Source organism: Streptomyces sp. NPDC001568, assembly GCF_042893755.1.
Classification (GTDB): domain Bacteria; phylum Actinomycetota; class Actinomycetes; order Streptomycetales; family Streptomycetaceae; genus Streptomyces.
Genome location: NZ_JBIAVF010000006.1, coordinates 190,054 through 214,850 on the forward strand (window position 1 = coordinate 190,054; position 24,797 = coordinate 214,850).

25 protein-coding genes are annotated in these 24,797 nt (G+C 73.7%); 12 read left to right on the top strand and 13 right to left on the bottom strand.

The genetic code is table 11. The features are described from left to right. Positions 1 to 53: 53 nt before the first annotated feature. The gene (locus ACFY0I_RS13275) at positions 54 to 533 is read left to right on the top strand and encodes a DUF309 domain-containing protein (RefSeq protein WP_388893911.1); all 480 of its coding nucleotides are present in this window, start codon (positions 54 to 56) and stop codon (positions 531 to 533) included. On the opposite strand, the gene ACFY0I_RS13280 is transcribed toward ACFY0I_RS13275, so the two are convergent. Genes ACFY0I_RS13280 through ACFY0I_RS13295 form a run of 4 tightly spaced genes read right to left on the bottom strand, consistent with a single transcriptional unit; the run spans position 510 to position 3,797 of the window. Continuing rightward, the gene (locus tag ACFY0I_RS13280) at positions 510 to 905 is read right to left on the bottom strand and encodes a VOC family protein (RefSeq protein ID WP_281209101.1); all 396 of its coding nucleotides are present in this window, start codon (positions 903 to 905) and stop codon (positions 510 to 512) included. The genes ACFY0I_RS13275 and ACFY0I_RS13280 overlap by 24 nt on opposite strands. A gap of 5 nt (positions 906 to 910) precedes the next feature. Beyond that, positions 911 to 1,531 carry a lactate utilization protein C gene (locus ACFY0I_RS13285; RefSeq protein WP_388893913.1) on the bottom strand — a complete coding sequence of 207 codons (621 nt, stop codon included), beginning with the start codon at positions 1,529 to 1,531 and terminating at the stop codon, positions 911 to 913. Further along, the gene (locus ACFY0I_RS13290; protein ID WP_388893915.1) at positions 1,528 to 3,045 is read right to left on the bottom strand and encodes a lactate utilization protein B; all 1,518 of its coding nucleotides are present in this window, start codon (positions 3,043 to 3,045) and stop codon (positions 1,528 to 1,530) included. The genes ACFY0I_RS13285 and ACFY0I_RS13290 overlap by 4 nt, the downstream gene beginning before the upstream one ends. After that, positions 3,042 to 3,797 carry a (Fe-S)-binding protein gene (locus tag ACFY0I_RS13295; protein WP_388893917.1) on the bottom strand — a complete coding sequence of 252 codons (756 nt, stop codon included), beginning with the start codon at positions 3,795 to 3,797 and terminating at the stop codon, positions 3,042 to 3,044. Before ACFY0I_RS13295 ends, ACFY0I_RS13290 begins: the two co-directional genes overlap by 4 nt. Positions 3,798 to 3,815: 18 nt before the next feature. Between ACFY0I_RS13295 and cobF the strand changes: the two genes are divergently transcribed. Further along, a complete protein-coding gene (gene cobF, locus ACFY0I_RS13300) occupies positions 3,816 to 4,568 on the top strand; it encodes a precorrin-6A synthase (deacetylating) (RefSeq protein ID WP_388893919.1) in 753 nt (250 codons plus the stop codon). On the opposite strand, the gene ACFY0I_RS13305 is transcribed toward cobF, so the two are convergent. Together ACFY0I_RS13305 and ACFY0I_RS13310 are read right to left on the bottom strand one after the other, a co-directional pair. Next, the gene (locus ACFY0I_RS13305) at positions 4,555 to 5,703 is read right to left on the bottom strand and encodes an aminotransferase class V-fold PLP-dependent enzyme (RefSeq protein ID WP_388893921.1); all 1,149 of its coding nucleotides are present in this window, start codon (positions 5,701 to 5,703) and stop codon (positions 4,555 to 4,557) included. The two genes, cobF and ACFY0I_RS13305, sit on opposite strands and share 14 nt — an antisense overlap. Before the next feature lie 181 nt (positions 5,704 to 5,884). Further along, positions 5,885 to 7,615, bottom strand: coding sequence for an endo-1,3-alpha-glucanase family glycosylhydrolase (locus ACFY0I_RS13310; RefSeq protein ID WP_388893923.1), 1,731 nt, complete (start codon positions 7,613 to 7,615; stop codon positions 5,885 to 5,887). A 544-nt stretch (positions 7,616 to 8,159) separates the two neighbouring features. Between ACFY0I_RS13310 and ACFY0I_RS13315 the strand changes: the two genes are divergently transcribed. The 4 genes from ACFY0I_RS13315 (at position 8,160) to ACFY0I_RS13330 (ending at position 12,320) form a co-directional block, all read left to right on the top strand. Next, positions 8,160 to 8,693 carry a hypothetical protein gene (locus tag ACFY0I_RS13315; RefSeq protein ID WP_388893925.1) on the top strand — a complete coding sequence of 178 codons (534 nt, stop codon included), beginning with the start codon at positions 8,160 to 8,162 and terminating at the stop codon, positions 8,691 to 8,693. Between the two features lie 298 nt (positions 8,694 to 8,991). Then, the gene (locus tag ACFY0I_RS13320; RefSeq protein WP_388893927.1) at positions 8,992 to 10,455 is read left to right on the top strand and encodes a sulfatase; all 1,464 of its coding nucleotides are present in this window, start codon (positions 8,992 to 8,994) and stop codon (positions 10,453 to 10,455) included. Positions 10,456 to 10,590: 135 nt separating this feature from the next. Further along, a complete protein-coding gene (locus tag ACFY0I_RS13325) occupies positions 10,591 to 11,511 on the top strand; it encodes a formylglycine-generating enzyme family protein (RefSeq protein ID WP_388893929.1) in 921 nt (306 codons plus the stop codon). A gap of 104 nt (positions 11,512 to 11,615) precedes the next feature. Then, the gene (locus tag ACFY0I_RS13330; RefSeq protein ID WP_388893931.1) at positions 11,616 to 12,320 is read left to right on the top strand and encodes a DUF4937 domain-containing protein; all 705 of its coding nucleotides are present in this window, start codon (positions 11,616 to 11,618) and stop codon (positions 12,318 to 12,320) included. 116 nt (positions 12,321 to 12,436) lie between these two features. Here the strand turns inward: ACFY0I_RS13330 and ACFY0I_RS13335 are convergent, their stop codons facing one another. The 4 genes from ACFY0I_RS13335 to ACFY0I_RS13350 form a co-directional block, all read right to left on the bottom strand. After that, the gene (locus ACFY0I_RS13335; RefSeq protein WP_388893933.1) at positions 12,437 to 12,982 is read right to left on the bottom strand and encodes a GNAT family N-acetyltransferase; all 546 of its coding nucleotides are present in this window, start codon (positions 12,980 to 12,982) and stop codon (positions 12,437 to 12,439) included. 140 nt (positions 12,983 to 13,122) lie between these two features. Beyond that, positions 13,123 to 15,342 (bottom strand): NADP-dependent isocitrate dehydrogenase, encoded by a 2,220-nt coding sequence (locus tag ACFY0I_RS13340; protein ID WP_388893935.1) that lies wholly within the window; start codon positions 15,340 to 15,342, stop codon positions 13,123 to 13,125. Between the two features lie 216 nt (positions 15,343 to 15,558). Next, a complete protein-coding gene (locus tag ACFY0I_RS13345; RefSeq protein ID WP_319190552.1) occupies positions 15,559 to 15,912 on the bottom strand; it encodes a DUF805 domain-containing protein in 354 nt (117 codons plus the stop codon). A 189-nt stretch (positions 15,913 to 16,101) separates the two neighbouring features. Further along, positions 16,102 to 16,923, bottom strand: coding sequence for a chitosanase (locus ACFY0I_RS13350; protein ID WP_388894414.1), 822 nt, complete (start codon positions 16,921 to 16,923; stop codon positions 16,102 to 16,104). 246 nt (positions 16,924 to 17,169) lie between these two features. Between ACFY0I_RS13350 and ACFY0I_RS13355 the strand changes: the two genes are divergently transcribed. Further along, the gene (locus ACFY0I_RS13355; protein WP_388893937.1) at positions 17,170 to 17,757 is read left to right on the top strand and encodes a sigma-70 family RNA polymerase sigma factor; all 588 of its coding nucleotides are present in this window, start codon (positions 17,170 to 17,172) and stop codon (positions 17,755 to 17,757) included. Next, the gene (locus ACFY0I_RS13360) at positions 17,754 to 18,473 is read left to right on the top strand and encodes an anti-sigma factor domain-containing protein (protein WP_388893939.1); all 720 of its coding nucleotides are present in this window, start codon (positions 17,754 to 17,756) and stop codon (positions 18,471 to 18,473) included. Before ACFY0I_RS13355 ends, ACFY0I_RS13360 begins: the two co-directional genes overlap by 4 nt. A gap of 234 nt (positions 18,474 to 18,707) precedes the next feature. Here ACFY0I_RS13360 and corA read toward each other — a convergent pair whose 3' ends face one another. The 3 genes from corA to ACFY0I_RS13375 form a co-directional block, all read right to left on the bottom strand. Then, the gene (gene corA / locus ACFY0I_RS13365; RefSeq protein ID WP_388893941.1) at positions 18,708 to 19,790 is read right to left on the bottom strand and encodes a magnesium/cobalt transporter CorA; all 1,083 of its coding nucleotides are present in this window, start codon (positions 19,788 to 19,790) and stop codon (positions 18,708 to 18,710) included. Between the two features lie 162 nt (positions 19,791 to 19,952). Further along, positions 19,953 to 20,345 (bottom strand): molybdopterin-binding protein, encoded by a 393-nt coding sequence (locus ACFY0I_RS13370; protein ID WP_388893943.1) that lies wholly within the window; start codon positions 20,343 to 20,345, stop codon positions 19,953 to 19,955. 99 nt (positions 20,346 to 20,444) lie between these two features. Continuing rightward, complete coding sequence (locus ACFY0I_RS13375) at positions 20,445 to 21,413, bottom strand: LysR family transcriptional regulator ArgP (protein WP_388894417.1); 969 nt, start codon at positions 21,411 to 21,413, stop codon at positions 20,445 to 20,447. Positions 21,414 to 21,482: 69 nt separating this feature from the next. Here ACFY0I_RS13375 and ACFY0I_RS13380 point away from each other — a divergent pair, with 69 nt between their 5' ends. The 4 genes from ACFY0I_RS13380 to ACFY0I_RS13395 all read left to right on the top strand — a co-directional run bounded on the left by ACFY0I_RS13380 (position 21,483) and on the right by ACFY0I_RS13395 (position 24,731). After that, a complete protein-coding gene (locus ACFY0I_RS13380) occupies positions 21,483 to 22,109 on the top strand; it encodes a LysE/ArgO family amino acid transporter (protein WP_388893945.1) in 627 nt (208 codons plus the stop codon). Positions 22,110 to 22,334: 225 nt separating this feature from the next. Next, positions 22,335 to 23,417, top strand: a complete 1,083-nt coding sequence (locus ACFY0I_RS13385) for an NUDIX domain-containing protein (RefSeq protein WP_388893947.1) — start codon at positions 22,335 to 22,337, stop codon at positions 23,415 to 23,417. A gap of 61 nt (positions 23,418 to 23,478) precedes the next feature. Continuing rightward, complete coding sequence (locus ACFY0I_RS13390) at positions 23,479 to 23,913, top strand: DUF6153 family protein (RefSeq protein WP_388893949.1); 435 nt, start codon at positions 23,479 to 23,481, stop codon at positions 23,911 to 23,913. Between the two features lie 167 nt (positions 23,914 to 24,080). Further along, positions 24,081 to 24,731 carry a DUF305 domain-containing protein gene (locus ACFY0I_RS13395; RefSeq protein WP_388893951.1) on the top strand — a complete coding sequence of 217 codons (651 nt, stop codon included), beginning with the start codon at positions 24,081 to 24,083 and terminating at the stop codon, positions 24,729 to 24,731. The last annotated feature ends 66 nt before the right edge of the window (positions 24,732 to 24,797 follow it).

Below are 24,797 nucleotides of genomic sequence, written 5' to 3' on the forward strand. Positions count from 1 at the left end.
CCACGCTGAGGGGTGTGCGTGCACGGGTAATCGGCGAGGGGGAGGATGGTCGGGTGAACGCAAGGGACCGGGACGGTGAGGGGCGGGCGCGCAGTGCGCGGCCGAGGGACGGACTGGGGCGGCCACTGCCCTACGGAGCGGCCGGGGTGGAGCGGCAGCCGGAGGGGGTGGTGCGCTCCCCCGCGGCGACGGTCGCCGAGGCGCAGCGGCTGTTGGACGCCGGGATGCCCTTCCACGCGCACGAGGTGTTCGAGGACGCCTGGAAGTCGGGTCCCGCCGACGCCGCCCCGTTGTGGCGGGCGATGGCGCAGCTGGCGGTGGGGCTGACGCACGCGGCCCGGGGGAACGCGCTCGGCGGGGCCCGGTTGCTGCGGCGGGGCGCGGCGTCCCTCGACGGTGTGCCGCAGGAGTACGGGTTGGACCTGCCGGGGCTGGTCCGGTGGGCCGGGGAGTTGGCCCACCGGGTGGCCGGCGGGGCCGTCGTGGACGCCGCGCGGGAGGCCCCGCGGCTACGCGGCGGCGGGCTGCAGTAGGTCCCAGCGGTTGCCGTAGAGGTCCTCGAAGACCGCGACGGAACCGTACGCCTCGTGCCGCGGCTCCTCCAGGAAGCGGACGCCCTCGGCGGTCATCCGGGCGTGGTCGCGCGCGAAGTCGTCGGTGTACAGGAAGAAGCCCACGCGGCCGCCGGTCTGGTCACCGACGCGGGAGCGCTGCGCGTCGTCCTTGGCGCGGGCCAGCAGGAGCGCGCTCTCCTCGGCGCCCGGCGGGCGGACGACGACCCAGCGGGAGCCGTCGGGGCGCGCCGTGTCCTCGGCCAGGTCGAAGCCGAGGGCCCGGGTGTAGAAGTCGATGGCCTCGTCGTAGTCGTGGACCACGAGGGCGGTGAGGGCGATGTGGGAGGGCATGGGCCCTATTGTGCGCCGAGGAGGACGACGTCCAGGGTGCGGGGGCCGTGCACGCCCTCCACCCGGTCGAGTTCGATGTCGCTGGTGGCGGAGGGGCCGGAGATCCAGGTCAGCGGGCGGGTGGGGTCGAGCAGTTCGAGGGCCTGCGGGACGGAGTCCACCACCTGGTCGGGGACGCGGATCACGCAGACGTGGTGGTCGGGGATCAGCGTGATGCGGCGCCGGCCCTGGTCGGGGCCCCCGTCGAGGACGATCGTGCCGGTCTCGGCGATGGCCAGGGCGCAGCCGGTGACGACGGCGTCGACGCGGTCCAGCTCCCGCAGCGTGGACTCGGCGCGGTCGGCGATCAGGTCCGGGCCCGCGGCGGGCAGCCAGTGCGGGGGCAGGGCGGGCGGTACGAGGACCGTACGGGCGCCCGCGAGGAGCCGGGTCAGCAGCGGCGGCAGGCCGGCCGCGTCGGTGCGGTGGACCGTGGCGCGGTACTCGGTGAGGTTCGCTGCGAGCAGGTCGGCGGTTTCGGCGGGAGTGCGGACGCCGTGGGCGCGCAGGTAGTCCCGGGGGACGGTGGGGTCGGGGCCGGAGGCGGCCCGGCGGATGCGGGCGAGGATGCGGTCCTTGCTGCTCACGGCTTCGGGGTCTCCCGTTCGCGGGTCCACCAGTCGCGGAAGGACTCCGCGGGGACGTCGGGCAGTTCGCGGGTGTCGGTCCAGGCGCGGCCGGGTCCGGGGAGCCGGCGCGGGCGCAGCCGGCGGGCCCGGGACAGCAGCCGCTCCCCCGCACGCAGGGCGCCGGGGCGGTCGAGGAGGAGGCGGGCGGCGCGCAGGGCGGCCCGCTGCGCGGTGTGGCCGCGGACGGGGCGGATGCGTACGCGGACGCCGTCCCGGGTGACGGGGCCGCCCTGGGCGACGCGTTCGCGGAGGTGGACGAGGACCTCGGGGATGTCGATGGCGACCGGGCAGACGTCGTAGCAGGCGCCGCACAGGGTGGAGGCGTAGGGCAGGCTGGCGTCGATGTCGCTGCCGGTGCCGCGGAGTTGGGGGCTGAGGATGGCGCCGATCGGGCCGGGGTAGACGGAGCCGTAGGCGTGGCCGCCGGCGCGTTCGTAGACCGGGCAGACGTTGAGGCAGGCGGAGCAGCGGATGCAGCGCAGGGCCTGGCGGCCGGTTTCGTCGGCGAGGGTGTCGGTGCGGCCGTTGTCGAGCAGGACGAGGTGGAAGGCGGAGGGGCCGTCGCCGTCGGCGCCCTTCGACGGGCCGAGTCCGGTCCACATGGTCGTGTACGGGTTCATGCGTTCGGCGGTGGAGGAGCGCGGCAGGGTCTGGAGGAAGATCTCCAGGTCGCGGAAGGTGGGGACGACCTTCTCGATGCCGACGACCGAGATGAGGGTGTCGGGGAGGGTGAGGCACATGCGGCCGTTGCCCTCGGATTCGAGGACGACCATCGTCCCGGTCTCGGCGACCATGAAGTTGGCCCCGGAGACGGCCACCTTGGCGCGCAGGAACTTCTCGCGCAGGTGCAGGCGGGCGGCTTCGGCGAGTTCGCGCGGGTCGTCGCCGAGGCCCTCCGGTGCCGGGCGGCCCAGGCGGCCCATCTCGGTGCGGAAGATGTCGCGGATCTCGCCCCGGTTGCGGTGGATGGCGGGGACCAGGATGTGGGAGGGCCGGTCGTTGCCCAGCTGGACGATGAGTTCGGCGAGGTCCGTCTCGTAGGCGGCGATCCCGGCGGCTTCCAGGGCTTCGTTGAGGCCGATCTCCTGGGTGGCCATCGACTTGACCTTGACGACTTCCCGCTCGCCGGTGGCGAGGACGAGGTCGGTCACGATCCGGTTCGCCTCGTCGGCGTCGACGGCCCAGTGGACGGTGCCGCCCGCGGCGGTGACGGCGGCCTCCAGTTGCAGCAGGTACTGGTCGAGCCGGCGCAGCGTGTGGTCCTTGACGGCCTTCCCGGCGGCGCGCAGCCGGTCCCAGTCGGACAGTTCGGCGACGGCTCGGGCGCGTTTGTCGCGGATCGTGTGGGTGGCGTGCCGGAGGTTGCCGCGCAGCACCTCGTCGCGCACGGCCTCGCGGGCGGCCGTGGGGAAGGCGGGGAAGGCGGTGGGGAGGGCCGGCATGCCGAGGTGGGTGACCGGGGGGCGGGTCATCGCAGTGGTTCCTCCTCGGTCGAGGCCAGGATCTCGGCCAGGTGCAGGGCGCGCAGCGGGGCACCGGCGCGGCGGAGGGTGCCGTCGAGGTGGGCGAGGCAGGAGTTGTCGGCGCCGCAGAGCACCTCGGCGCCGGTGGCGCGGGCGTTGCGGATCTTGTCGGCGCCCATGGCGGCGGAGACGTCGGCGTTCTTGACGGCGAAGGTGCCGCCGAAGCCGCAGCATTCCTCGGCGCCGGGCAGTTCGCGGAGTTCCAGGCCCTTGACGGCGCTCAACAGCCGGCGGGGGCGCTCGCCCAGGCCGAGGGTCCGCAGGCCGTGACAGGAGGGGTGGTAGGTGACGGTGTGCGGGAAGTGGGCGCCGACGTCGGTGACGCCGAGGACGTCCACCAGGAACTCGGTGAGTTCGTAGACGTGCGGTACGAGCCCGGCGGCGAGCTCCGCCAGGGCGTCGCCCCGGCCCTCCTGGGCCGCCTTGCGGCCGATGCGCGGGTAGTGCTCGCGGATCATCGCGGCGCAGGAGCCGGAGGGGGTGACCACGTACTCGTGACCGGCGAAGGCCTCGGCGGTGCGGCGCAGCAGCGGTTCGCTCTCCCACCGGTAGCCGGTGTTGTACTGCGGTTGCCCGCAGCAACTCTGGGCCGCGGGGAAGTCCACCTCGACGCCGAGGCGCTCCAGGAGACGGACGACGGCGATGCCGGTCCGGGGGTACAGAGCGTCGTTGACGCAGGTGACGAACAGGGCGGCACGCATGACGGGCAGAATAGCCGGGTGAAGAAGTTCTCAGTGATCGGCATCGGCGCGGGCGACCCGGACCACCTGACCCTTCAGGCGGTCCGGGCGATCGGCGCAGCGGACGCGTTCCTCATCCTGGAGAAGGGGGAGGAGAAGTCGGACCTGACGGGGCTGCGGCGCGCGATGCTGGACGCGCACGCCCGTCCGGGGCACCGGCTCGTCGAGGGTCGCGATCCCGACCGCGACCGGACCCCCTCCGACTACACCCCGACCGTGGACGGCTGGCGCAGCGCGCGGGCCGAGATCTTCGAGCGGTTCATCGCCGAGGACCTGGCGGAGGGCGAGACGGGGGCGTTCCTCGTGTGGGGCGACCCCTCGCTGTACGACTCCACCCTCGCGATCCTCGACGAGGTCCTGGAGCACGGGCGGGTGGCGTTCGAGCACGAGGTGGTGCCCGGCATCAGCAGCGTGTCGGCGCTGCTGGCCCGACACCGGACGAACCTGAACCGGGTCGGGCGTCCGGTGCAGATCACCACGGGCCGGCGGCTCGCGGAGGGCTGGCCGCAGGACGTGGACGACGTGGTGGTGATGCTGGACGCCCGGCACGCGTTCACCGCCCACCTCGACCAGGACCTGTTCATCTACTGGGGCGCCTATGTCGGCACCCCGGACGAGATCCTGGTCTCGGGGAAGCTGGCCGAGGTGGCCGGGCGGATCGAGGAGCTGCGGACCGAGGCCCGCGCCCGCAAGGGCTGGATCATGGACACCTACCTGCTCAGGCGCCTCTGAGGTAACCGGGCAGGGCCCGGGCGAGGCGCTCGTACTCCTCGGCGCGGTTGTAGATCTGGCCGCATACGCGCAGCCCGCCGCCACCCCGGCGGGGCCAGACCAGGACCCGCGTACGGAGCTTCGCGGCGAGTTCCTCGCGCATCGCCCGGGCCCCGTCCTGGGTCTCGGCGGTGCCGGGCGGCAGCAGCAACGAGCGCAGCGGCAGGCCCTCGGTCCACGGGAGCGGGGTGAGCCCGGGCACCTCGGCGAGCAGGGCGGCGCCGTAGGCGGCCAGGGCGTGGTTGTGGGCGCGGACGCCGGCCGCTCCGAGGCGTTCCAGCAGGTCGAGGCCCTCGGGGGCGGCGAGCCAGCCGGTGTAGTCGGCGGTGGCCCGGTACTCGACGGACAGCGGGAAGCCCCGGTGGTCCTCCCAGGACGGGGTGAGGGAGCGGACCCGCGCCCGGTGGGCCGGGGCGACGGCGAGGATCGCGCTGCCCGAGGGGGCGTACCCCCACTTGTGGAGGTTCCCGAACCAGAAATCGGCGCCGGTGGCGATCGGTCGGGCCAGCATGCCCGGGGTGTGGGCGCCGTCGACGACGGTGGTGACGCCGCGGGCGGCGAGGTCGGCGAGCAGCCGGGGGCCGGCGATCAGGCGGGCGGTGGGCGAGCTGACGTGGTCGAGCAGGGCCACTTTCGTCCGGGGCGTCAGGGCGGCCAGCACGGTCTCGCGGACGGCGTCCTCGTCGGGCAGGAACGGGTCCAGGGTCACGGTGGTGACGGGGGCCCGGCGGGCGGCGGCCGCGACGACGGTGCCGTAGCCGTGGTCGGTGACCAGGATCTCGTCGCCGTCGGCGAGCGGGATCGCGTCGAGGGCGAGGTTGGCGCCCTCGGTGGCGTTGGAGATGAAGGCGATGCCCGTGGGTTCCGCCCCGAGGTGCGCCGCGATGCGGGCCCGGGCCGCGTCCAGCCGGTCGGGGACGGAGGCGAAGAACGCGTCGGGGTCGGCGTGGGCCTCGGCGCGCAGGGCCTCCTGCGCGTCCAGTACGGGGATCGGGACCGCGCCGAACGAGCCGTGGTTGAGGTGGGCGACGGCGGGGTCGAGCCGGAAGAGGGCCGGGCCGTCGGGGAAGGCGGGCGGGGCGGACGGCTCGGTCACGGGTACCTCCGGTCGGGTGCGGCGCGCGCGGCGTGCGCGGCATCCGGATCATGCAGGGGATCCGCCCGCCCGCGAAAGGCCAATACCGGCAAGGTGGCCTGCGCCGTCGGCCGGGGCGGGCGGTCCGGTCCGGGAGTCCCGGCGGGCGGTCCGGTACGGGAGTCCCGCCCCGGCTGCCCGGTTACGTCCCCCGGCCGCTGGTCGCCGCGTAGTACTGGAGGTCCTGCACGTCCACCTTGTGCTCGACCGGGTAGGGCAGCTCGGCCTCCGTCACGGACCGGCCGCCCCGGGTGACCTCCGCCGAGCTGATGCCCGGTTTCAGCGGCAGCAGCTCCGCGTGGACGCCGGCCGGGGCCCGGTGCTCGTCCCGGGCGGAACCGACCGTGGTGCGGACCGTCGCCGGCTCCTTCAGGAAGCTGAGCACCTCCACCGCGTCCCGGGGGGCGGCGCTGCCCTTGCGCAGGTTCATCACGAGCGACTGGTCGCCGGTCGGGTCGGCGGAGGCGAACTGGATGCGGGAGGTCATGTACAGGGTGTCGCGGACCACCTGGGGCCAACCGCCCGTCTTGAACCGGGTCAGGTAGTACGAGGTCAGGTCCAGGTAGGTGTGGCCGTTGTGCAGGGACGGGGCGAACTGGCTGCCCTCGGAGTAGTCGTTCCAGGTGGTGAGCTGCACCCAGTCGGCGCCGTCCTCGATGGCTCGGGTCCAGGTGGAGCGCAGGGTGGCCGTGTTGCCGGCCTCGTCGTAGATGCCCTGGTTGGGACGGGCGTCCTGCACCGACACGGGCTGCATCCAGATCTTGCCCAGGCCGTGGGCGCGGTCGACGTCCCGGGTGGAGCTCTCCTGGCCGACGTACGAGCGACTGCCCCACTCGGAGAAGCCGTAGCTGATCGGGGCGAACGCGCCGTTGTGCGCGCCGAAGTCGAGGAAGAGCGGGACGAAGGCGGTGCGGATGCCGTGCTTGGTGCGCAGGGTGTCGATGACCCGGGTCCACCAACCCACGTCCTTGGCCTCCGCCTTGAACGGGGAGACGACGAGCCGGCCGTCGCCGAGGCGGTGCGCGGCGGGCGACTTGCCGAGGGCGGCGACGGCGTCGGCGAGGACGGCGGGGTCGTCGGTCTTCAGCGAGGTCATGTCCGGCATCAGCATGATCTTGAAGGCGGGGTCCACCGAACGGGCCGCCTCCATCAGGAGGTTGGACCGCTCCCAGTTCTTTCCGCTCAGGGAGAGCATGTCGAGGGTGAATCCGTCGATGCCGGCGTCCCGGGCGGTGCGCACTTCCTGCCGGAGGTTGGTCAGCTCCCAGTTGCCTTCCTTGGGTTGGACGGGGAGCGGGCGGTCGCGCAGCAGGCCGCCGTAGCGCTCGTGCTTGCCGCTCTCGCCGTCCGGGTTCAGGTAGTTGCGGGTGTAGTAGTCGGCGTCGGCGCTCGCGTTGTCCAGGGAGAGCGGGTAGGGGGTGAAGTAGTGGGCGAACACCAACTTGCGGCCGGCGGCTCCGGTGCGCAGGGCGGCGGGCTGCGGCAGGTCGAAGGGGAGCGCGCCGGGGGGACGCGCCGCGCCCGCGCCGGCCTGTCCCCCGGTGCTGCCGGGCGGCGTGGCCGCCCGGGTGCCGCCGTCGTCCTGGGGTTGGCTCCGTTCGGGCTCCGGCGTGGTGGAGGCCTCGGGGTCGGCCGGGCCGCCGGGCCCGGTGGACCAGGGCACGTTGATGTCGGGCGCCGCGCTCCGCTCGGTGGCGCCCGCCGCGAAGGGGTCCCAGGCGATGCCGGTGGCGGCGCAGACGCCGACCAGGAAGAAGGCGGACAGCAGGAGGGCCAGCAGGGCCTTGAGGCCCCGCCGACCGTGGCGCCGCCGGTGCCCTAAGGGTCGCGCCCGCCCGTCCTTGCGCCGGTCCGCTCGCCGGTCCGCTCTCATGGTGGGCCCCTCCCTGGAATATGCCCCGCCGACGGGGCTGCACAGCAGTAGAGCCGATTCCCGTCGTCCGGACAACCGTTCCCCACGGGCCCGGGCCCGGTACGTACGTCACCGGGACCACAGGAACTACGCCGACCGCTTTGCCGTGGCTCATGCACGCCCGATTCCGGTGGCCTTGGTACGCCGGAGCGATGGCGTACGGGTCGGGTCGCGCGCACGCATCCGCAACGCTTTGCACCGCGAGGAGCCGACCGGCCGGGCGGGGGTCGCGCGGGTGGTCGGCGCGGTGGTCCGGACCTTCCGGGCGCGTCGCCCGCGCGGCGACGGGAGGGCCACCGGCGGGCGTCTACCCGGACTCCACCATCCGGCCGACCGGGGGCACGTACCGAGACCGGGGCGTCACGGTGACGGGGGCAGCTGCGGCCGGGGGGCCCGCGCGTGCGGGCCCGGGCCTGCGCCGGGCCCCCGCGAGCCTCCGTACATACCTTCGACGGAATGCGCAATTCCCCTGGCGACGCCGGGGAATTGGCGCATAATCGTCGACATGCGGCTCGAAGCATCCCTGTTGCCGCGCCTGGTCACGCATGCAATGGGGGGCATCGTGCCGATGGGGGAATCCAGGGCGTCCGGCGCGGCCGGATCAGCCGGAACACTGCCGACCACGTCCGCCGAGCTGTCCGTGCTGCTCACCGCCGTGCGACGGGGCCGGGTCCTCACCGTCACGGGCCGCTTCCGCGAACCGCGGAGCCTGCTGGTCCGGGACATCGCCCGCAGGCTCGCCTCGAACTTCTGCGACGGATCCGCCGTCATCGCCGTCCGGCACGACGGCAGCGTCCGCGAACTGGTGGACGCCCTCGGCTGCCTGCCCGGCATTCCCTTCCTCCCCTGCGGCACGGCGAACGCCACCTCGTGGCTCGCCGAACGCGACATGCTCCTCGTCCTGGACGACTGCGACCGGCTGGCCCCGCGGACGCTGGAGTGGCTGCGGGCGCTCCTTGCCGTCGCGCCCGGACTGCGCGTACTGGCCGCCGGACGGAACCCGCTCGCCGTCGGCCAGGGCCGGGTGCACCGGCTCTGACGGGAGCGCGCCGACCAGCCGGCCGGCCCGGCACCCGGCCGCGACGACGGCGTGCCCTCGGGACGCGGTGGCGGGCGACCGGCCGGCCTCGGCCCGTCCGGGGCCACACGCGCGCCACACGTGCGGCACACCCGCGCCACACTGCCGCCACAGCACTGCCACGGCACTGACATGCGGGGTCCATTGAGTGCGGCGGGGCCGACTCCTAGGGTCTGACCTGCGGGTTTCGGGGGGCGGCTGCGGCCTGCCCCGAGCCCGGTACGTACGTCACCCTGCCCCGCACGTACAGGAGACCCTCGTGAGCGAGCACCCCAGCACGCCCGACGCCGGCACGCCCCGCGCCGACACCCCCCGCGCCGGCACGCCCCGCGCCGGCGCGGTCGGAAGGCGCGGCTTCATCGCCGGCGCGGCCGCCGTCGCCGCCTCCGCAGCGGCCCCGGCCGGCCTCGCACAGGCCGCTCCGGCCGGCTCCGGGACGTCCGCCGCCCGGCCGAACATCCTGCTGATCGTCACCGACGACCATCCCAAGCACACCGAGTGGGCGCTCCCGAAGACCATCGCCTGGCTCGGCGGCCAGGGCGTCACCTTCACCCACGGCCACTCGGCGACCCCGCTGTGCGCGCCGTCGCGTTCGTCCGTGTTCTCCGGCAAGCACGCCCACCACCACGGCGTCCGCAACAACGCGGCCTCGCACAGCCTCGACCAGTCCACCACCGTGCAGCGCCACCTGAAACAGGCGGGCTACCGCACGGGGTTGTTCGGCAAGTACCTCAACTCCTGGGCACTGGCCGACAACCCGCCGCACTTCGAGGAGTGGGCCCTGCTCCAACCCGGTTACAACGACGCCCGCTGGAACGTCGACGGCGCCGTGCAACAGATCGAGGGCTACACCACCAACATCGTCCGGAACAAGACCCTCGACTTCATCGACAAGGCGGCCGACGACTCCCGCCCGTGGTTCGCGTACGTGACCCCGTACGCCTCGCACGCGCCGAACGTCCCGGCGCCCAAGTACGCGCAGACGCCCGTGCCCGCGTGGAACGGTCGTCCCTCCGTCCCGGAGGCGGACCGTTCCGACAAGCCGGCGTACATCCGCAACGCGACCGGCACCCTCGACGACGCGCGGGAGCTGCGCACGCGCCAGTTGCGCAGCCTGCTGTCGGTGGACGACGCCGTGCAGGCGATCCGTGACCGGCTGGCGGCGACCGGGCAGCTGGCGAACACGCTCGTCATCTTCACCGGGGACAACGGCTACACCTGGGCCGACCACGGCTGGCTGAAGAAGTCCGTGCCCTACTCCCCCGCCCACGAGGTGCCGTTCTACCTGTCGTGGCCGGCCGGCGGCCTCGACTCCGGGACCACCGACGGCCGGATCGTCGCCAACATCGACATCGCGCCGACGATCCTCGACGCGGCCGGGGTCGCGCGGCCCGCCGGCCAGGACGGCCAGTCCCTGCTCGGCACCGCTTCCCGCGACCACCTGCTGGTCCAGTGGTGGAAGCAGGGCACGGGCGGGACCGGGCCGAAGACCTGGGCCTCGTACGTGGCGAAGGACAAGCAGTACACCGAGTACTACGACCTGCACACCGACGCCACCGGGGCGGTCTCCGGCACCGGCCAGGTCGCCTTCCGCGAGTACTACGACCTGGCCGCCGACCCCCACCAGCTGCGGAACCTGCTCCACCAGGCCACCCCGCAGCAGGAACAGGCCCTCGGCATCCCGGCCTTGGCGGCCCGGCTGGCCGCCGACCGCGCGAGCTGAGGGCGGGCGGGCCGGACGTCACCGGTGTCCGGCGGCGGCGCCCGCGCGGACGCCGGTGACGCCGGTGACGCCCGACCGGACGCCGCCCGGTCCCACTGATCCCCCGTACGCCCCACCCAGGAGAGACCCGACCCCATGCCGCCGAAGCCCTGCTGCACCCCCGCCCGGGAAGCCGCCGCCACCGACTCGGCGCCGGTCCCGTCCCCGCCGCGGCCGCACGCGGATCCGGCGGCCGGACGGGCCGCGCGGGGTCTCCTCGACCTGCCGGGCGGCCGCTTCCTGATGGGGGCCGAGGACCCGGACGGGTTCCCCGCGGACGGCGAGGGGCCCGTCCGGGAGGCGGTGGTCGGGGCGTTCCGCATCGCCCCGACCACCGTCACCAACGCGCAGTTCGCCTCGTTCGTCAAGGCGACCGGGCACGTCACCGAGGCCGAGTCGTTCGGCTTCAGCTTCGTCTTCGCGGGCTTCCTCGACGCCGAACTCGCCACGGTGTCCCCGGCGGTGGCGGGAACTCCCTGGTGGCGGGCGGTGTCCGGCGCCGACTGGCGCCGGCCCGAGGGACCCGGCACGTCCTTCGCAGCCCGCCAGGACCACCCCGTGACGCACGTGTCCTGGAACGACGCGCAGGCGTACTGCGCCTGGTCCGGGACCCGGCTGCCCACCGAGACCGAGTGGGAGTACGCGGCACGTGGCGGTCTGGAGCGGCGCCGCTATCCCTGGGGGGATGAACTCCGGCCGGACGGACGGTACATGTGCAACATTTGGAACGGCGACTTCCCCGGGCACAACACCCGGGTGGACGGCTACGCGGGCACCGCGCCCGCCAAGTCCTTCCGGCCCAACGGGTACGGGCTCTACAACACGGTCGGGAACGTGTGGGAGTGGTGCGCCGACCGGTTCGCACCAGCGGGCCCGGAGCGGTCGATGCGCGGCGGTTCGCACATGTGCCACGACTCGTACTGCAACCGCTACCGCGTCGCGGCCCGCACCCGCAACACCCCCGACAGTTCCTCCGGCAACATCGGCTTCCGGGTGGCGGCCTCCCTGACGGCCTAAGTCGCAGGTAGGGGGCGCCTTGATACCTCGGACCGATTGACGCCTGCCAGGGGTCGAGCGCGATGATCGTGGGGTCGGCTCGACCACGGAGGGGGCGGTTGCGCATGTGGGGGAAATGGATCGGCTGCACGGTGCCGGTGGCGTCGCGGGAGCGGTTCGGGTCCGGTCAGCGGGCCTGGGCGGCGATCGGTGACGCCGAGGGGCTGGTGGGGCAGGTGGGTGGGTGGGACCGGGAGACCGGACGCGCCAAGCTCCTGGGGCTGTGGAGCGGCTCCGAGTCCTACGGCCGCTTCATGCGTGAGCGTCACGACGAGGTGTTCGCCCTGAGCGGCCAGAAGGGCTCCTTCACCGCGATCGACACAGCAGTTGGTGGGACCGTCCTCGACATGGCGGGCGAGGTGGCGGACCTCCCCGGGGCCTTGGCGGGTCTGAAGGGCTCGGAGCTGCTCCGGGTCGCCGATTGCCGCGTGCTGCCGGGCCGTGCGGAGCACTTCCTCGACGTGCAGCGCCGCGTCTGGGGGCCCGGCATGGCGGCGGCGAGCGGGATGCGGGCGGGAGTGGTCACCCGGCTCGCGCCGGATCGCTACCTGGTCACCACCCTCTGGTCGGGCCGTGCCGCTCACGACCGGTACCGCACGGAGCACTTCCCGGCCCTGCTCGACCGCGCCGGGCTCCCGGATGACCTCCGCTCGACGACGGGTCACCTCATACCCCTGGAGCGGGAGTGGTGCGTCGTGGCCGGCGCCCGCCTCCGACCCACTGCGGAGGCGTCCGCAATCGCGGCGCCGGCCGGCGCAGACGTGTGCTGACGCGACGAGGCTTGACGTGACGGCTTGACGGTACGCGGGCCGACGTGACGCGGGCCCGGGCAGGTGTCGCGGGCGCCCGCCCCGGGGCGCGGGCGCACCGACGCGCTTGATCGGAGTCAGCGTTGCCAGTGTTCGGGCTGCCATTCCGCAGCGGGCAGCCCGAGGATCACCTCGTCGACGAAGGCCCCGCTCACCCACGCGGAGCGTCGTAGCGTCCCCTCCAGGGTGAAGCCGGCCCGCAGGGCGGCGCCGATCATCGCCGCGTTGTCGGCGAGGGTGTCCACCTGGAGCCGGTGCAGTCCGCGCACGGTGAACCCGTACTGGCAGAGCAGTTGCACGACCTCGGCGCCGAAGCCCCGGCCGCGGCTGCCCGGGCGCAGCGAGATGCCGAGGTGAGCGCCGCGGTTGTGGGTGTCGATGCCCCACAGGAGGGCCTCTCCCGCCAGTTCGCCGGAGGTCAGGTCGACGGCCGAGAACACCACCGCGTCGCCGGTGGGGGCGGCCGGCTCGTACGGGGAGTGCCCGCCGCCGGCGCTCAGCGGGCGCCAGGGTCGGGAGTCGGCGCGCGAGCGGGTCGCGACGTCGTCGTACAGCTCGGTGTGGAGCACGGGTACGTCTTCGGGGAGCCGGGCGCGCAGCCCGGTCAGCTTTCCTCGGATCACCCGGCCTTCCTAGCCGCAGCGCCCGCCCGTCCACAACCGGGTTTCCGCGAAGCTCCGGGTACGGGGCCGCCCCGGCCGGGCGTGGTGCCGGCCGGGGCGGACCCGTGTGCGGTGGTCCCGGGGCGAGCCGGGTTCCGGGCTCAGCCCAGGATCGCGAGCGCCTGCTTCAGCGTCTCGGACGGCCGCATGATCGCCGCGGCCTTGGCCGCGTCGGGCTGGAAGTACCCGCCGATGTCGGCCGGGGAGCCCTGGACGGCGATGAGCTCGTCGACGATGGTCTGCTCCTGCTCGGCCAGCGTCTTGGCGAGGGCGCCGAACGCGGCGGCCAGCTCGGCGTCGTCGGTCTGCTTGGCCAGCTCCTGCGCCCAGTACAGGGCGAGGTAGAAGTGGCTGCCGCGGTTGTCGATGCCGCCCAGCTTGCGGCTCGGCGACTTGTCCTCGTTGAGGAAGGTGCCGGTGGCGCGGTCCAGGGTGTCGGCCAGCACCTGGGCGCGGGCGTTGCCGGTGGTGGTCGCGAGGTGCTCGAAGGAGACGGCCAGCGCGAGGAACTCACCGAGGGAGTCCCAGCGCAGGTAGTTCTCCTTGACGAGCTGCTGGACGTGCTTCGGGGCGGAGCCGCCGGCGCCGGTCTCGAAGAGGCCGCCGCCGTTCATCAGCGGGACGACCGACAGCATCTTGGCGCTGGTGCCCAGCTCCAGGATCGGGAAGAGGTCGGTCAGGTAGTCGCGCAGCACGTTGCCGGTGACGGAGATGGTGTCCTCGCCGCGGCGGATGCGCTCCAGGGAGTACGCGGTGGCCTCGACCGGGGAGAGGATCTCGATGGTGAGACCGTCGGTGTCGTGGTCGGCGAGGTACGTCTTGACCTTGGCGATCAGCTGCGCGTCGTGCGCGCGGCCCTCGTCCAGCCAGAACACGGCCGGGACGCCGGTGGCGCGGGCGCGGGTGACGGCGAGCTTGACCCAGTCCTGGATCGGCGCGTCCTTGGTCTGGCAGGCGCGGAAGATGTCGCCCTTGGCGACCTCCTGCTCCAGGACCGTGTTGCCCGCGGCGTCGACGAGACGGACGGTGCCCGCGGCGGCGAGCTCGAAGGTCTTGTCGTGGCTGCCGTACTCCTCGGCCTTCTGGGCCATGAGGCCGACGTTCGGCACCGAGCCCATCGTGGACGGGTCGTAGGCGCCGTGGGCGCGGCAGTCGTCGACGACGGCCTGGTAGACACCGGCGTAGCTACTGTCCGGCAGGACCGCGAGGGTGTCGGCCTCGGCGCCGTCCGGGCCCCACATGTGGCCGGAGGTGCGGATCATGGCCGGCATCGAGGCGTCGACGATGACGTCGGACGGGACGTGCAGGTTGGTGATGCCCTTGTCCGAGTCGACCATGGCGAGGGCCGGACCCTCGGCGATCTCGGCGTCGATCGAGGCCTTGATCGCGTCACCGTCGGGCAGCGCGGCCAGGCCGTTCAGGACGGCGCCGAGGCCGTCGTTCGGGGAGAGGCCGGCGGCGGCGAGGGTCTCGCCGTAGCGCGCGAAGGTCTTCGGGAGGAAGGCGCGGACCACGTGGCCGAAGATGATCGGGTCGGAGACCTTCATCATCGTGGCCTTGAGGTGCACGGAGAACAGGACGTCCTCGGCCTTGGCACGCTCGATCTGGTCGTTGAGGAAGGTGCGCAGGGCGTCGACGTGCAGGACGGACGCGTCCACGACCTCACCGGCGAGGACCGGTACGGACTCGCGCAGCACGGTGGTGGTGCCGTCGGCGGCGACGTGCTCGATGCGCAGGGTGCCGGCCTCGGCGATCACGGTGGACTTCTCGGTGGAGCGGAAGTCGTTCTCGCCCATCGTGGCGACGTTCGTCTTCGACTCGGAGGTCCAGGCGCCCATGCGGTGCGGGTGCGCCTTGGCGTAGTTCTTCACCGAGGCGGGGGCGCGGCGGTCGGAGTTGCCCTCGCGCAGGACCGGGTTGACGGCGCTGCCCTTGACCTTGTCGTAGCGGGCGCGGATCTCGCGCTCCTCGTCGGTCTTCGGGTCGTCCGGGTAGGCCGGGAGGGCGTAGCCCTGGGCCTGGAGCTCGGCGACCGCGGCCTTCAGCTGCGGGATCGAGGCCGAGATGTTGGGAAGCTTGATGATGTTGGCTTCGGGGGTCTTCGCCAGTTCGCCGAGCTCGGCGAGGGCGTCGGCGATCCGCTGGCTCTCCTCGAGGTGCTCGGGGAAGCTGGCGATGATCCGACCGGCCAGGGAGATGTCACGGGTCTCGACATTCACACCGGCCGTCGACGCGTACGCCTGGATCACAGGCAGGAACGAATACGTCGCGAGGGCCGGGGCCTCGTCAGTGTGCGTGTAGATGATGGTCGAGTCAGTCACCGGATGCTCCGCTCCACAGTCTGCGTCTCTCGTCTGCAACATTGCTCGACATCAAGATATCTCGTGATCGGGCCGGCCTGGACAGCCCCCTGCCCCAAGTCGAACGAGACGCGTGTCACCTTCGGGCGGACCGGCGCGGGAACGACGTGGCGGGAACGACGAAGGCGCCGCCGTCGACTGTGACCAGTCGGCGGCGGCGCCGGGAGAGCGGGTCGTTCAGGCGTGGATCTGCTTGGGGCTCGCGCCGTACGCGTTCGGGCCGGCGTCGCCCTCGGTGGCCATGAGGACGATCATCCAGATCCATCCGACGAACGGGATCAGGCCCACCAGGTACCACCATCCGGACTTGCCGGTGTCGTGCAGCCGCCGGACGCTGAGGCCCAGCGTCGGAAGGAAGACGGCCAGGGTGTAGATCCAGGTGATGACCGGGTAGCTCCCCAGCGCGAAGTCGATGACCATCAGGACGATGACGACGGGGATGGTGCACAGGACGAACATCCAGTATTCCTGGCGGCGCGATCGGCCGTTGAAGTCCGCGTAGCGCTTGATGACGTCGACGTAGTAGTTCACGAGTCCCCCCTAAGGACGGCATCGACGGCCCGGCCCACCGGAAGGGGCCGGGCCGGATTTATGCCCTCGGCCCGAGGTGCTCAAGCCATTTCACGGGAGCAAGAATTGGCCACCACCCGTGATTTTGAAGGGAGTTGGGGCGCCGGTCGATGGCCGGGGCCCTTGATGCGGGGGTGACTGCGGTGCCGGTCAGCCGATGTGGAAGGAGTCCCCGTAGACCTTCCAGTCGAGCGGGGTGTTGAGGTTCAGGTTGCCCTTCTTCAGGAAGACCCGCTGGGCGGTGTCGACGCGGCTGGTGTCGCTGTGCGCCTCCTCCTGCTTCATCGCCCACACGCGGGCGTCGAGGAAGGCGTTGAGCCAGGTCGTCTCGTTGCCGCCCTGGGCCGGGGGCTTGGCCTTGGCGAGGGCCCGCTTGCGGATGTTGCGGAAGCTGGTGGAGTCGGTGCCGTCGCCGTGCATGACGATGGCGTCGTAGTAGACGAACTGACCGAGGGTGCCGACGCCGTCCGTCTTGCCCTGTTTGACGGACGGGTTGAAGTAGACCCGGTCCCGCTCGTGGTCCTGGGCCTTCTTGAACTCGGCGTCCTGGGCCGCCTTGGCCCAGTCCTTGGTGAAGTTCGGGTCGAGGCCCGCGTGCGAGTCGCTGCCGTCGACGGCACGCAGGGCCGGCAGGTACTTGGCGAGCACGTTGCCCGGCTTGACCTGGGTGTAGTACTCGACGAGTTCGAGCATGTCCCCGGTCCCGGAGCAGAAGCCGATGATCCCGGCGGTGTAGCCGCGTCCGTCGCCTATGTCCTCGATGTACTTGTACTGCGCCTTCCAGTCCAGCGAGGAGTTCTCCGCGCTGGAGACGATCTGCATGGCGATGTCCTTCTTCGCCGGGTCGTCGAGTCCCGTGGCGGCGGCCGCGACGGCCGTCGCGGAAGCGGGAGCCGGGGCCGGGGCCGCCGTGGCGTGCGCCGGGAGCGGGGCGGCGAGCAGGGCCGCGCCGAGCAGGGTGCCGATCGCCATCGTCTTGCGCTGAGGGGTGAACACAGGGCCTCCGTACGGTGGTTGAGGCTTTCCGATTCCGTTAGGAAACTTTCCTACCAGATGCTGCGGGGTGGGACCACCCCTCGCGGGTCATCTGCGGAAGAAACCAATCCGTAAGGGCGCCGGCTCCGAAGTCCTCCATGACCGCCGCCGTCGACCACCCGGAGGACCTGCCATGACCCGTACGCGACCGCGCCCCGCACGGCACGGGCGGAGGCGAGGCGCGTGAGGCAGCCGATCCCCTTCGGGGCCCCGCAGGAACGGTCCGCCCCCGATCTCCCGGCCCTGATGGAGCTCGTCGCGCGCGGTGACCAGGACGCCTTCGCTTCGCTGTACGACGTGATCGCGGGCCCGGTGCACGGCATCGTCGTCAAGGTGCTGCGGGACCGGGCGCAGTCCGAGGAGGTCGCCCAGGAGGTGTTGATCGAGGTCTGGCGGCAGGCCCCGCGCTACCGCCCGGACAAGGGCGGCGTCATGACCTGGGTGCTGACGATCGCGCACCGCCGCGCCGTGGACCGGGTGCGCTCCGCGCAGGCCGCGACCGCCCGCGAACAGGACAGCGCCTCGCGCGAGCACGCCCGCCCGTACGACGAGGTGAGCGAGCAGGTGGAGACCCGCCTCGAGAGCGAGCAGGTACGTCGCTGCGTGCGCGGGCTGACCGACCTCCAGCGGCAGGCCGTCAACCTCGCCTACTACGGCGGCCTGACCTACCGCGAGGTCGCCGAAACGCTGAACACCCCGCTGCCCACGGTCAAGACGCGGCTGCGCGACGGACTGATCCGGCTGCGCGACTGCATGGGGGTCACGGCATGAGCCGCACCAGCACCGACACCGACCAGCTCCACGCGCTCTCCGGGGCCTACGCCCTGAACGCGCTCGACCCGGGCGAACGGGACGCCTTCGAACGGCACCTGGAGCGCTGCGCCCTGTGCACCCAGGACGTACGGGAATTCTCCGCGACGGCGGCCCGGCTCGGTTCCGCCGTCGCCCTGCCCGCCCCGCCCGGGATGCGGCGCACGGTTCTCGCCCGGATCGACGGGGTGCGTCAACAGCCCCCGGCGCGGCGGAGCATCGTGGCCCTGCGCCGCCGGGCCCTGCCGCTGGCCCTCGCGGCCTGCCTGGCGGGGGCGCTGGCCCTCGGTGGGGCGGCGCTGCGCGAGCACGAGCAGGCGCAGCGGACGGCGATCGCCCTCCAGGACCTGACGGCGGTGCTCTCGGCCCCGGACGCCCGTACGGTGACCACCCGACCGGGGTCCGGCGCGGCGGGCAAGGTGGTGGTGTCCGCCTCGCGCGACCGGGCGGCCTTCGTCAGTTCCGGGCTGCCCGCCGCTCCGGCGGGTCGGACGTACCAGCTGTGGTTCGCCGATGGGTCGGTGATGCGGCCGGCCGGGCTGGTCCGCTCGGACGGCGCGACCGTGCTGACGGGCTCCGTGGGGCAGGCGACGGCGGTCGGTCTGACCCTGGAGCCGTCGGGCGGCTCGCGGCAGCCGACCGGCGCACCGCTCATGCTGCTGGCCCTGGGCGGCTGACCCCGGCCGGCTCCGGGACGGCCGGCCCCGGGACGGCCGGCTCCGGGACGGCCGGCTCCAGGACGGCAACCCGGCTCCGGCCCCCGGTCGTACGGGTCTCGGAGCCCCCGCCCCTCCCCTGCCGCGGGGCGGGCCTCCAGGCCCGCTTCGCCTCCGGCCGGTCGGGGCGGGCCGGCGCGTGGATCACCGCGCCGCGGACGCGCCCGTCGCCGGTCAGGCGGTCCGGGCGGCCGGTCAGAGCCAGCCGTTGCGCCGGAATCCGCGGTGGATGACGAAGCAGGCGACCGCCATGACCCCGAGGACGAGCGGATAGCCGTAGGTCCAGCGCAGTTCGGGCATGTGGTCGAAGTTCATGCCGTAGACCCCGCAGACCATGGTGGGGACGGCGACGATCGCCGCCCACGCGGTGATCTTGCGCATGTCCTCGTTCTGGGCGACGGTCACCTGCGCGAGGTGTGCCTGGAGGATGGAGTCCAGGAGGCCGTCGTAGGCGCCGATCTGCTCGGTGGCGCGCGTCAGGTGGTCGGCCACGTCACGGAAGTACGCGCGGATCTCCGGCGGGATGACCGGTATCGGCTGCGTGGCCAGCTGTTCGAGCGGCCGGCCCAGCGGCGCCACCGCCCGTCGCAGTTCGAGGAGTTCCCGCTTGAGCTGGTAGATCCGCCCCGCGTCGCCCCGGCCGCCGTGCTCGCTGAACACGGCCGTTTCCACGGCGTCCATGTCGCTCTGCACGGCGTCCGTGACGGCGACGTAGTCGTCGACGACGTGGTCCGCCATGGCGTGCAGGACCGCCGCCGGCCCCTTCGCCAGTTGCTCCGGCTCGGCTTCGAGCGCCTCGCGGACGGGGCCGAGGGTGCCGCGGCCGCCGTGCCGAATGGTGATGACGAAGTCCGTTCCGACGAAGGCCATCATCTCGCCGGTCTCGACGACCTCGCTGGTCGCGGTCAGCTCCTCGTGCTCGACGTAGCGGACGGTCTTGAAGACGGCGAAGAGGGTGTCGTCGTAGCGCTCCACCTTGGGCCGCTGGTGGGCGTTGACGGCGTCCTCGACGGCGAGCGGGTGCAGGCCGAAGAGGGCGGCCAGCCCGGCGAGCTCCTCCTGCGAGGGCTCGTGCAGGCCGATCCACACGAAGCCGTCGCCCGCCTTGCGGACCCGCCGCAGGGCTTCCTCGGCCTCCCCGCAGCCGTCCTGGCGGACGCCGTCGAGGTAGACCACGCAGTTGACGACGGCGCTGCCGAGCGGGGAGCGGGCGGGGTGACTGAGGTCGACGGCCCGCCGGTAGCCGCGGCGCACGGCCCGGCGCAGGCTGCTGAACATGGACAACGGCGTACTCCCCTTCGGCGGATCAGCGGCCAGTCTGCCACCGTCACGGCCGGCCGTACCTCCGCCCCGCGTCGGGCGCCCCGCTTCGGGGCCTGCGCTCGCGGTGCGGTGCGCCGGCCGGTGGGGCGGCCCGTGCGGTGGCCGTCGGGGCGGCCGTCAGGCGCGGTCCACGAAAACGCTGGTGGACTTCACCCGGGCGGTCGCCCGCGCGCCCACCTCCAGGCCGAGTTCCTCGACCGCCTCGCGGGTGAGGAGGGACACGATCCGGTGCGGACCTGCCTGGATCTCGACCTGGGCGTCGACGGTACCGAGCAGGACACCGGTGACGATGCCGGGGAAGGAATTGCGCACCGAGGTGGACGCGGCCTCCTCGCCGTCCGTGCCGTCCTGCGCGGCTTCCACGCAGAACGCGGCCAGGTCCGGCCCGTCCACCATGCGCCGGGTTCCCTCGCGGCGGGTGGGGAAGCGGTCGGCGTCGGCCCACCGTCGTGCGGTGTCGACGCTGACGCCCAGCAGCCGGGCGGCCTGGCCGATCGTGTAGGACTCCATGCCGGAAGCGTAGGCGGTGTCGACGGGCCGACGGCGGCGAGGCCGGCCGTTTCGGGTCATGCGCGGGCGCGCCGCCCCGCCGGCGCGCCCGCCGCGCCCTCAGGCAGGGCCGTGCCCGAGCCGGGAGCGGCCGATGGCCACTGTCCGGCGGCCGGGGAGGACGTCCGGCGGGAGCAGGGATTCCATGGCGGCCTGGGCGACGACCCCCGCGACCGTGGCCAGGGCCGGGGAGTCCAGCTTCCACTGCTGCCAGTACAGCGGGACGTCCAACGGCGGCGCGGGATCCAGCGGCACCAGCGCGCCCGCCTCCAGCAGCGGCAGGGCCTGCGACTCGGGGACCAGGCCCCAGCCGAGTCCGGCGGCGACCGCGTCGCGGAACCCCTCCGAGGTCGGGACCTGGTGCCGCGCGACCGCGGCTCCGGCTACCCCTCCGGTCAGGGCGCGCACGTAGCCGTCCTGGAGTTCGTCGCGCCGGTCGAAGACGATCACCGGCGCCTCCCTGAGGTCCCGCGCCCGCGTCCCCGTCAGGTGCCGGGCGACGAAGGCGGGGCTCGCCACGGGCAGGTAGCGGGCCATGCCCAGGGCCCGCACCGTGCAGCCCGCGACCGGGTCGGGCGAGGAGGTGACCGCGGCCATCACCTGCCCCTCCCGCAGCAGCGCCGTCGTGTGCCCCTCGTCCTCCCGGTACAGCTCGAAGCAGACCGGCGGATCCTGCGGCACCCGGGTCAGCGCGGGCAGGAACCAGGTGGCGAGCGAGTCCGCGTTGACCGCGATCGGCAGCCGGACCGGGCCCAGCCCGTCGGCCATCCCCATCCCCAGCTCGACGCGGGCGTCCCGTTCCAGCCGGGCCAACTGGCGGGCGAAGCGGATGACCACTTCCCCGGACTCCGTGGGCCGCACGGGCTTCGTCCGCATGAGGAGCACCCGTCCGGTGCGCTGTTCCAGGGCCTTCACGCGTTGGCTGACGGCGGACGGCGTGACGTGCAGGGCCGTCGCCGCCGCGTCGAAGGTGCCCTCGTCGACCACCGCGAGGAGCGTCCGTACCTGTTCGAGGGGAAGTTCGTCCATCACGAACGCTAAGGGTACGTAAAAATCTTTAGCTGTACTGACGCCACGCCGCTGCCTACCGTCGACCACATGAACCACGGCATCACCACAGCAGCCCTGGCCGGCTTCGGCACCGGCCTCTCCCTGATCGTCGCCATCGGCGCGCAGAACGCCTTCGTCCTGCGCCAAGGCGCGCGCCGACAGGCCGTGTTCCCCGTCGTCGCCATCTGCGCCGTGTCGGACGCCCTCCTGATCACCCTGGGCGTGGCCGGGGTCGGGGCGTTCGTCACCGCCTGGCCGGCCGCCCTGACGGCCGTCGGGATCGCCGGCGGCGCCTTCCTGATCTGCTACGGACTGCTGGCCGCGCGCCGGGTGCTGCGCCCCGACCCGGAGGCGGCCCTCGGCACGGCCGGCGGCGCCGCCACCGGGTCGGCCCGCGCGGCCGTGCTGACCTGTCTGGCCATGACCTGGCTCAACCCGCACGTCTACCTGGACACCGTCCTGCTGGTCGGCTCCCTGGCCGCCGAACGCGGTGACCTGCGCTGGGCCTTCGGCACGGGGGCCGTGCTGGCCAGCCTGACCTGGTTCGGGGCGCTCGGCTACGGCTCGCGCCTCCTCAGCCGTACGCTCTCGAGGCCCCGGGCCTGGCGGGTGCTGGACGGCTTGGTCGCCGCGACGATGGTCACGATGGGCGGGATGCTGCTCGTCCGGGCCTGAGCTCCGCTCCGACATCCCGCGCGGCCGACACCGCGGGGCGAAGCCGGTTCGGGCGGATTCGCCGCGTGGAGCCGGTTCGGGCAGATTCGCAGGACGGGAGCCGGTTCGGGCAGATTCGCGGCTCGTGGCATGCCGCCGGCGGTCGCGCGCCACGGATGCGGTAGGTCTGGTGCCGTACCGATGCGCGCAACCGCCGCGCCCCACGCGATCCCAGGAGCCACCGCCGTGCCCGAGCGCCCACCCGCGAACCCGGCCCCCTCCCCGGCGCCCCGGCGCTCACCCGAGTCCGTCCGCGACTCCCCCGCCGACCTCGCCTCCCCCCTCGTGGACGCCACCGGCGTCGTGCTGGACGGCCGCGGGAGGGTCCTCGTACTGGCCCCTTCCCCCAAGGCGGACCTGAAACTGCCCGGCGGCGCCGTCGAGGACACCGAGACCCCGGAACAGGGGCTGGCCCGGGAACTGAAGGAGGAACTGGGCCTCGGCGTCCCGGTCGGCCGACTGCTGGCCGTCGATTCCTGTCCGCCGGGCACCCTGGGCCGCTCCCTCGTCGCGCACGTGCACCTGGTCGGCCCCCTCAGCGACGCCGAGGCCGACGCGCTCGCCTTCCCGGACGGCGAGGTCACCCGGGCGGACTGGCTCGCCCCGGAGGAGGCCGCCGCCCGGCTCCCCGCCCGGACCGCGCCCCGGCTGCGCGCCGCGCTGGCCGCCCTGTACTCCGGTTCCCTCGCGCACCTGGCCGACGGCGTCCCCCAGCCGGGCTCCCCCGCCGGACTCGCCCCGGCCGACCGCGCCGCCCTGGAACACGCCGGCCGCTTCGACGCGGCCGGGCACCGCGCGTCCCGCCCCAAGGCCCTCACCGCGGCGAACGTCGTGTTCACCGACGGGGAGGGGCGCATCCTGCTCGTCCAGCCCGGCTACGGAGCCCCCGGCCGTTGGCTGCTCCCCGGCGGCGGCGTCGACAGCGACCTCGGGGAAACCCCCCGGGAGGCCGCCGCGCGGGAGGTCCGCGAGGAGACCGGCCTGGACCGCGCCCCGGGCCGGCTCCTCGGCGTCAACTGGTCCCACCGCCCCGGCTACCCCGCCCGGGTCCGGTTCCTCTACGACGGCGGCGTCCTCGGCCCCGACGAACTCGCCGCGATCCGGCTGCCGCCCGACGAGCTCGTGAGCTGGCGGACCGCACGCCGCAAGGAGCTGCGCGGCCTCGTCAAGGGCTCCCTGCGCCGCCAGATCAAGGCCTGCCTCGACACCCTCGCGGACGGCGCCGGGCCGCTGGAACTGCACGACGGGCGGCGCGTCCACCCGCGGTGACGGACCGCCGGCGCCCCGCCCCGGCGTCGCACCGAGCCGGGGCGCCGCCTACGATGCCGACATGCGTACGTGGGCGGGGCGAGCGGAGGGGGCCTTCGGCCCGCGCGCCTGCCTGCTGCTCGTCCTCGCGGTGCTGACCGGCCTCGTCGCCATGCACGGCCTGGGGCCGGCCCCCCTCTCGGTGGCCGCCCACGCCCCGGCGCACGGAGCCCCGGCGGGTTCCGGGCACGACACCCCGACGGCGGACCCGGGGGCCGACCCGTGCGCGTGCGTCCACGCCGGTGATCCGCGAGGCGGCCCCGGCGGTCACGCCGAGCACGCGGACGCCACCTGCGCCGCTCCCGGCACCAGCGGCCCGCCCGTCCTGCCCGAGCCCGCGATCGCGCCGGGCGCGCTCGCTCCGGCCCCGGCGGGCCCGTACGGCGTCCTCACCGGGGCGACGGCCTGCGGGCGCGCCCCTCCCTCCCTGAGCGAACTCCAACTCCTGCGCGTATAGGGCTGCCCCGGCATGCCCGGACCCGGGCCGCGTCGTCCCCGGACGGCGCCCTTCGTCCACGACGACGCCCGTCGTCCTGACGAACCCCCGGTGGCCGGTGCCGTTGCCCGCGAGCCCCCATCCCCAGCACGCCCTTTCGCGTGCCGCAGCACAGGAGCAGCACCACCATGACCGTTCAGCGTTCCCTTTTCCGCCGTACGACCACCGTCGTAGCGGCCTCGGCCGCGGCCCTCGTCCTCGCCGCCTGCGGCAGTGGCGAGGACGGCGGCGCCACCCACGGCGGCCACGACTCCACCCCGACGGGCTCCGCGAAGCCCTCCGCCTCCGCCGACGCCGGCTCCACCGTCCGCAAGGGCGGGAACAACGCCGCCGACACGGCCTTCGCCCTCGGGATGATCCCCCACCACCGGCAGGCCCTGGAGATGGCCCGCCTCGCACCGACCCGCGCCGGTTCGGCCGAGGTGAAGAAGCTCGCCGAAGAGATCGAGAGGGCCCAGGGCCCCGAGATCGAGACCCTGTCGGGGTGGCTCGTCGCCTGGGGCGAGCAGGTGCCCGCCGAGGGCTCCGGGCACGGCGGGCACGACATGGCAGGCATGATGACGGCCGAGGAGATGGACGGCCTGACGAAGAGTTCCGGAGCCGCCTTCGACAAGGCGTTCCTGGAGCTGATGGTCAAGCACCACGAGGGCGCCGTGGCCATGGCCCGGACCGAGCAGGCCGGCGGCGCCCACGGGCCGGCCAAGGAGCTGGCCGGGGCCGTCGTCGCTGCCCAGAGCGCCGAGATCGCCCGGATGAAGTCGCTCCTCGGCACCGGCTGACCGGCCCGGTCGACGGGGGACGCGGCCGGTCCGCGGACCGGCCGCGTCCCCCGTCCAGCACCGCCT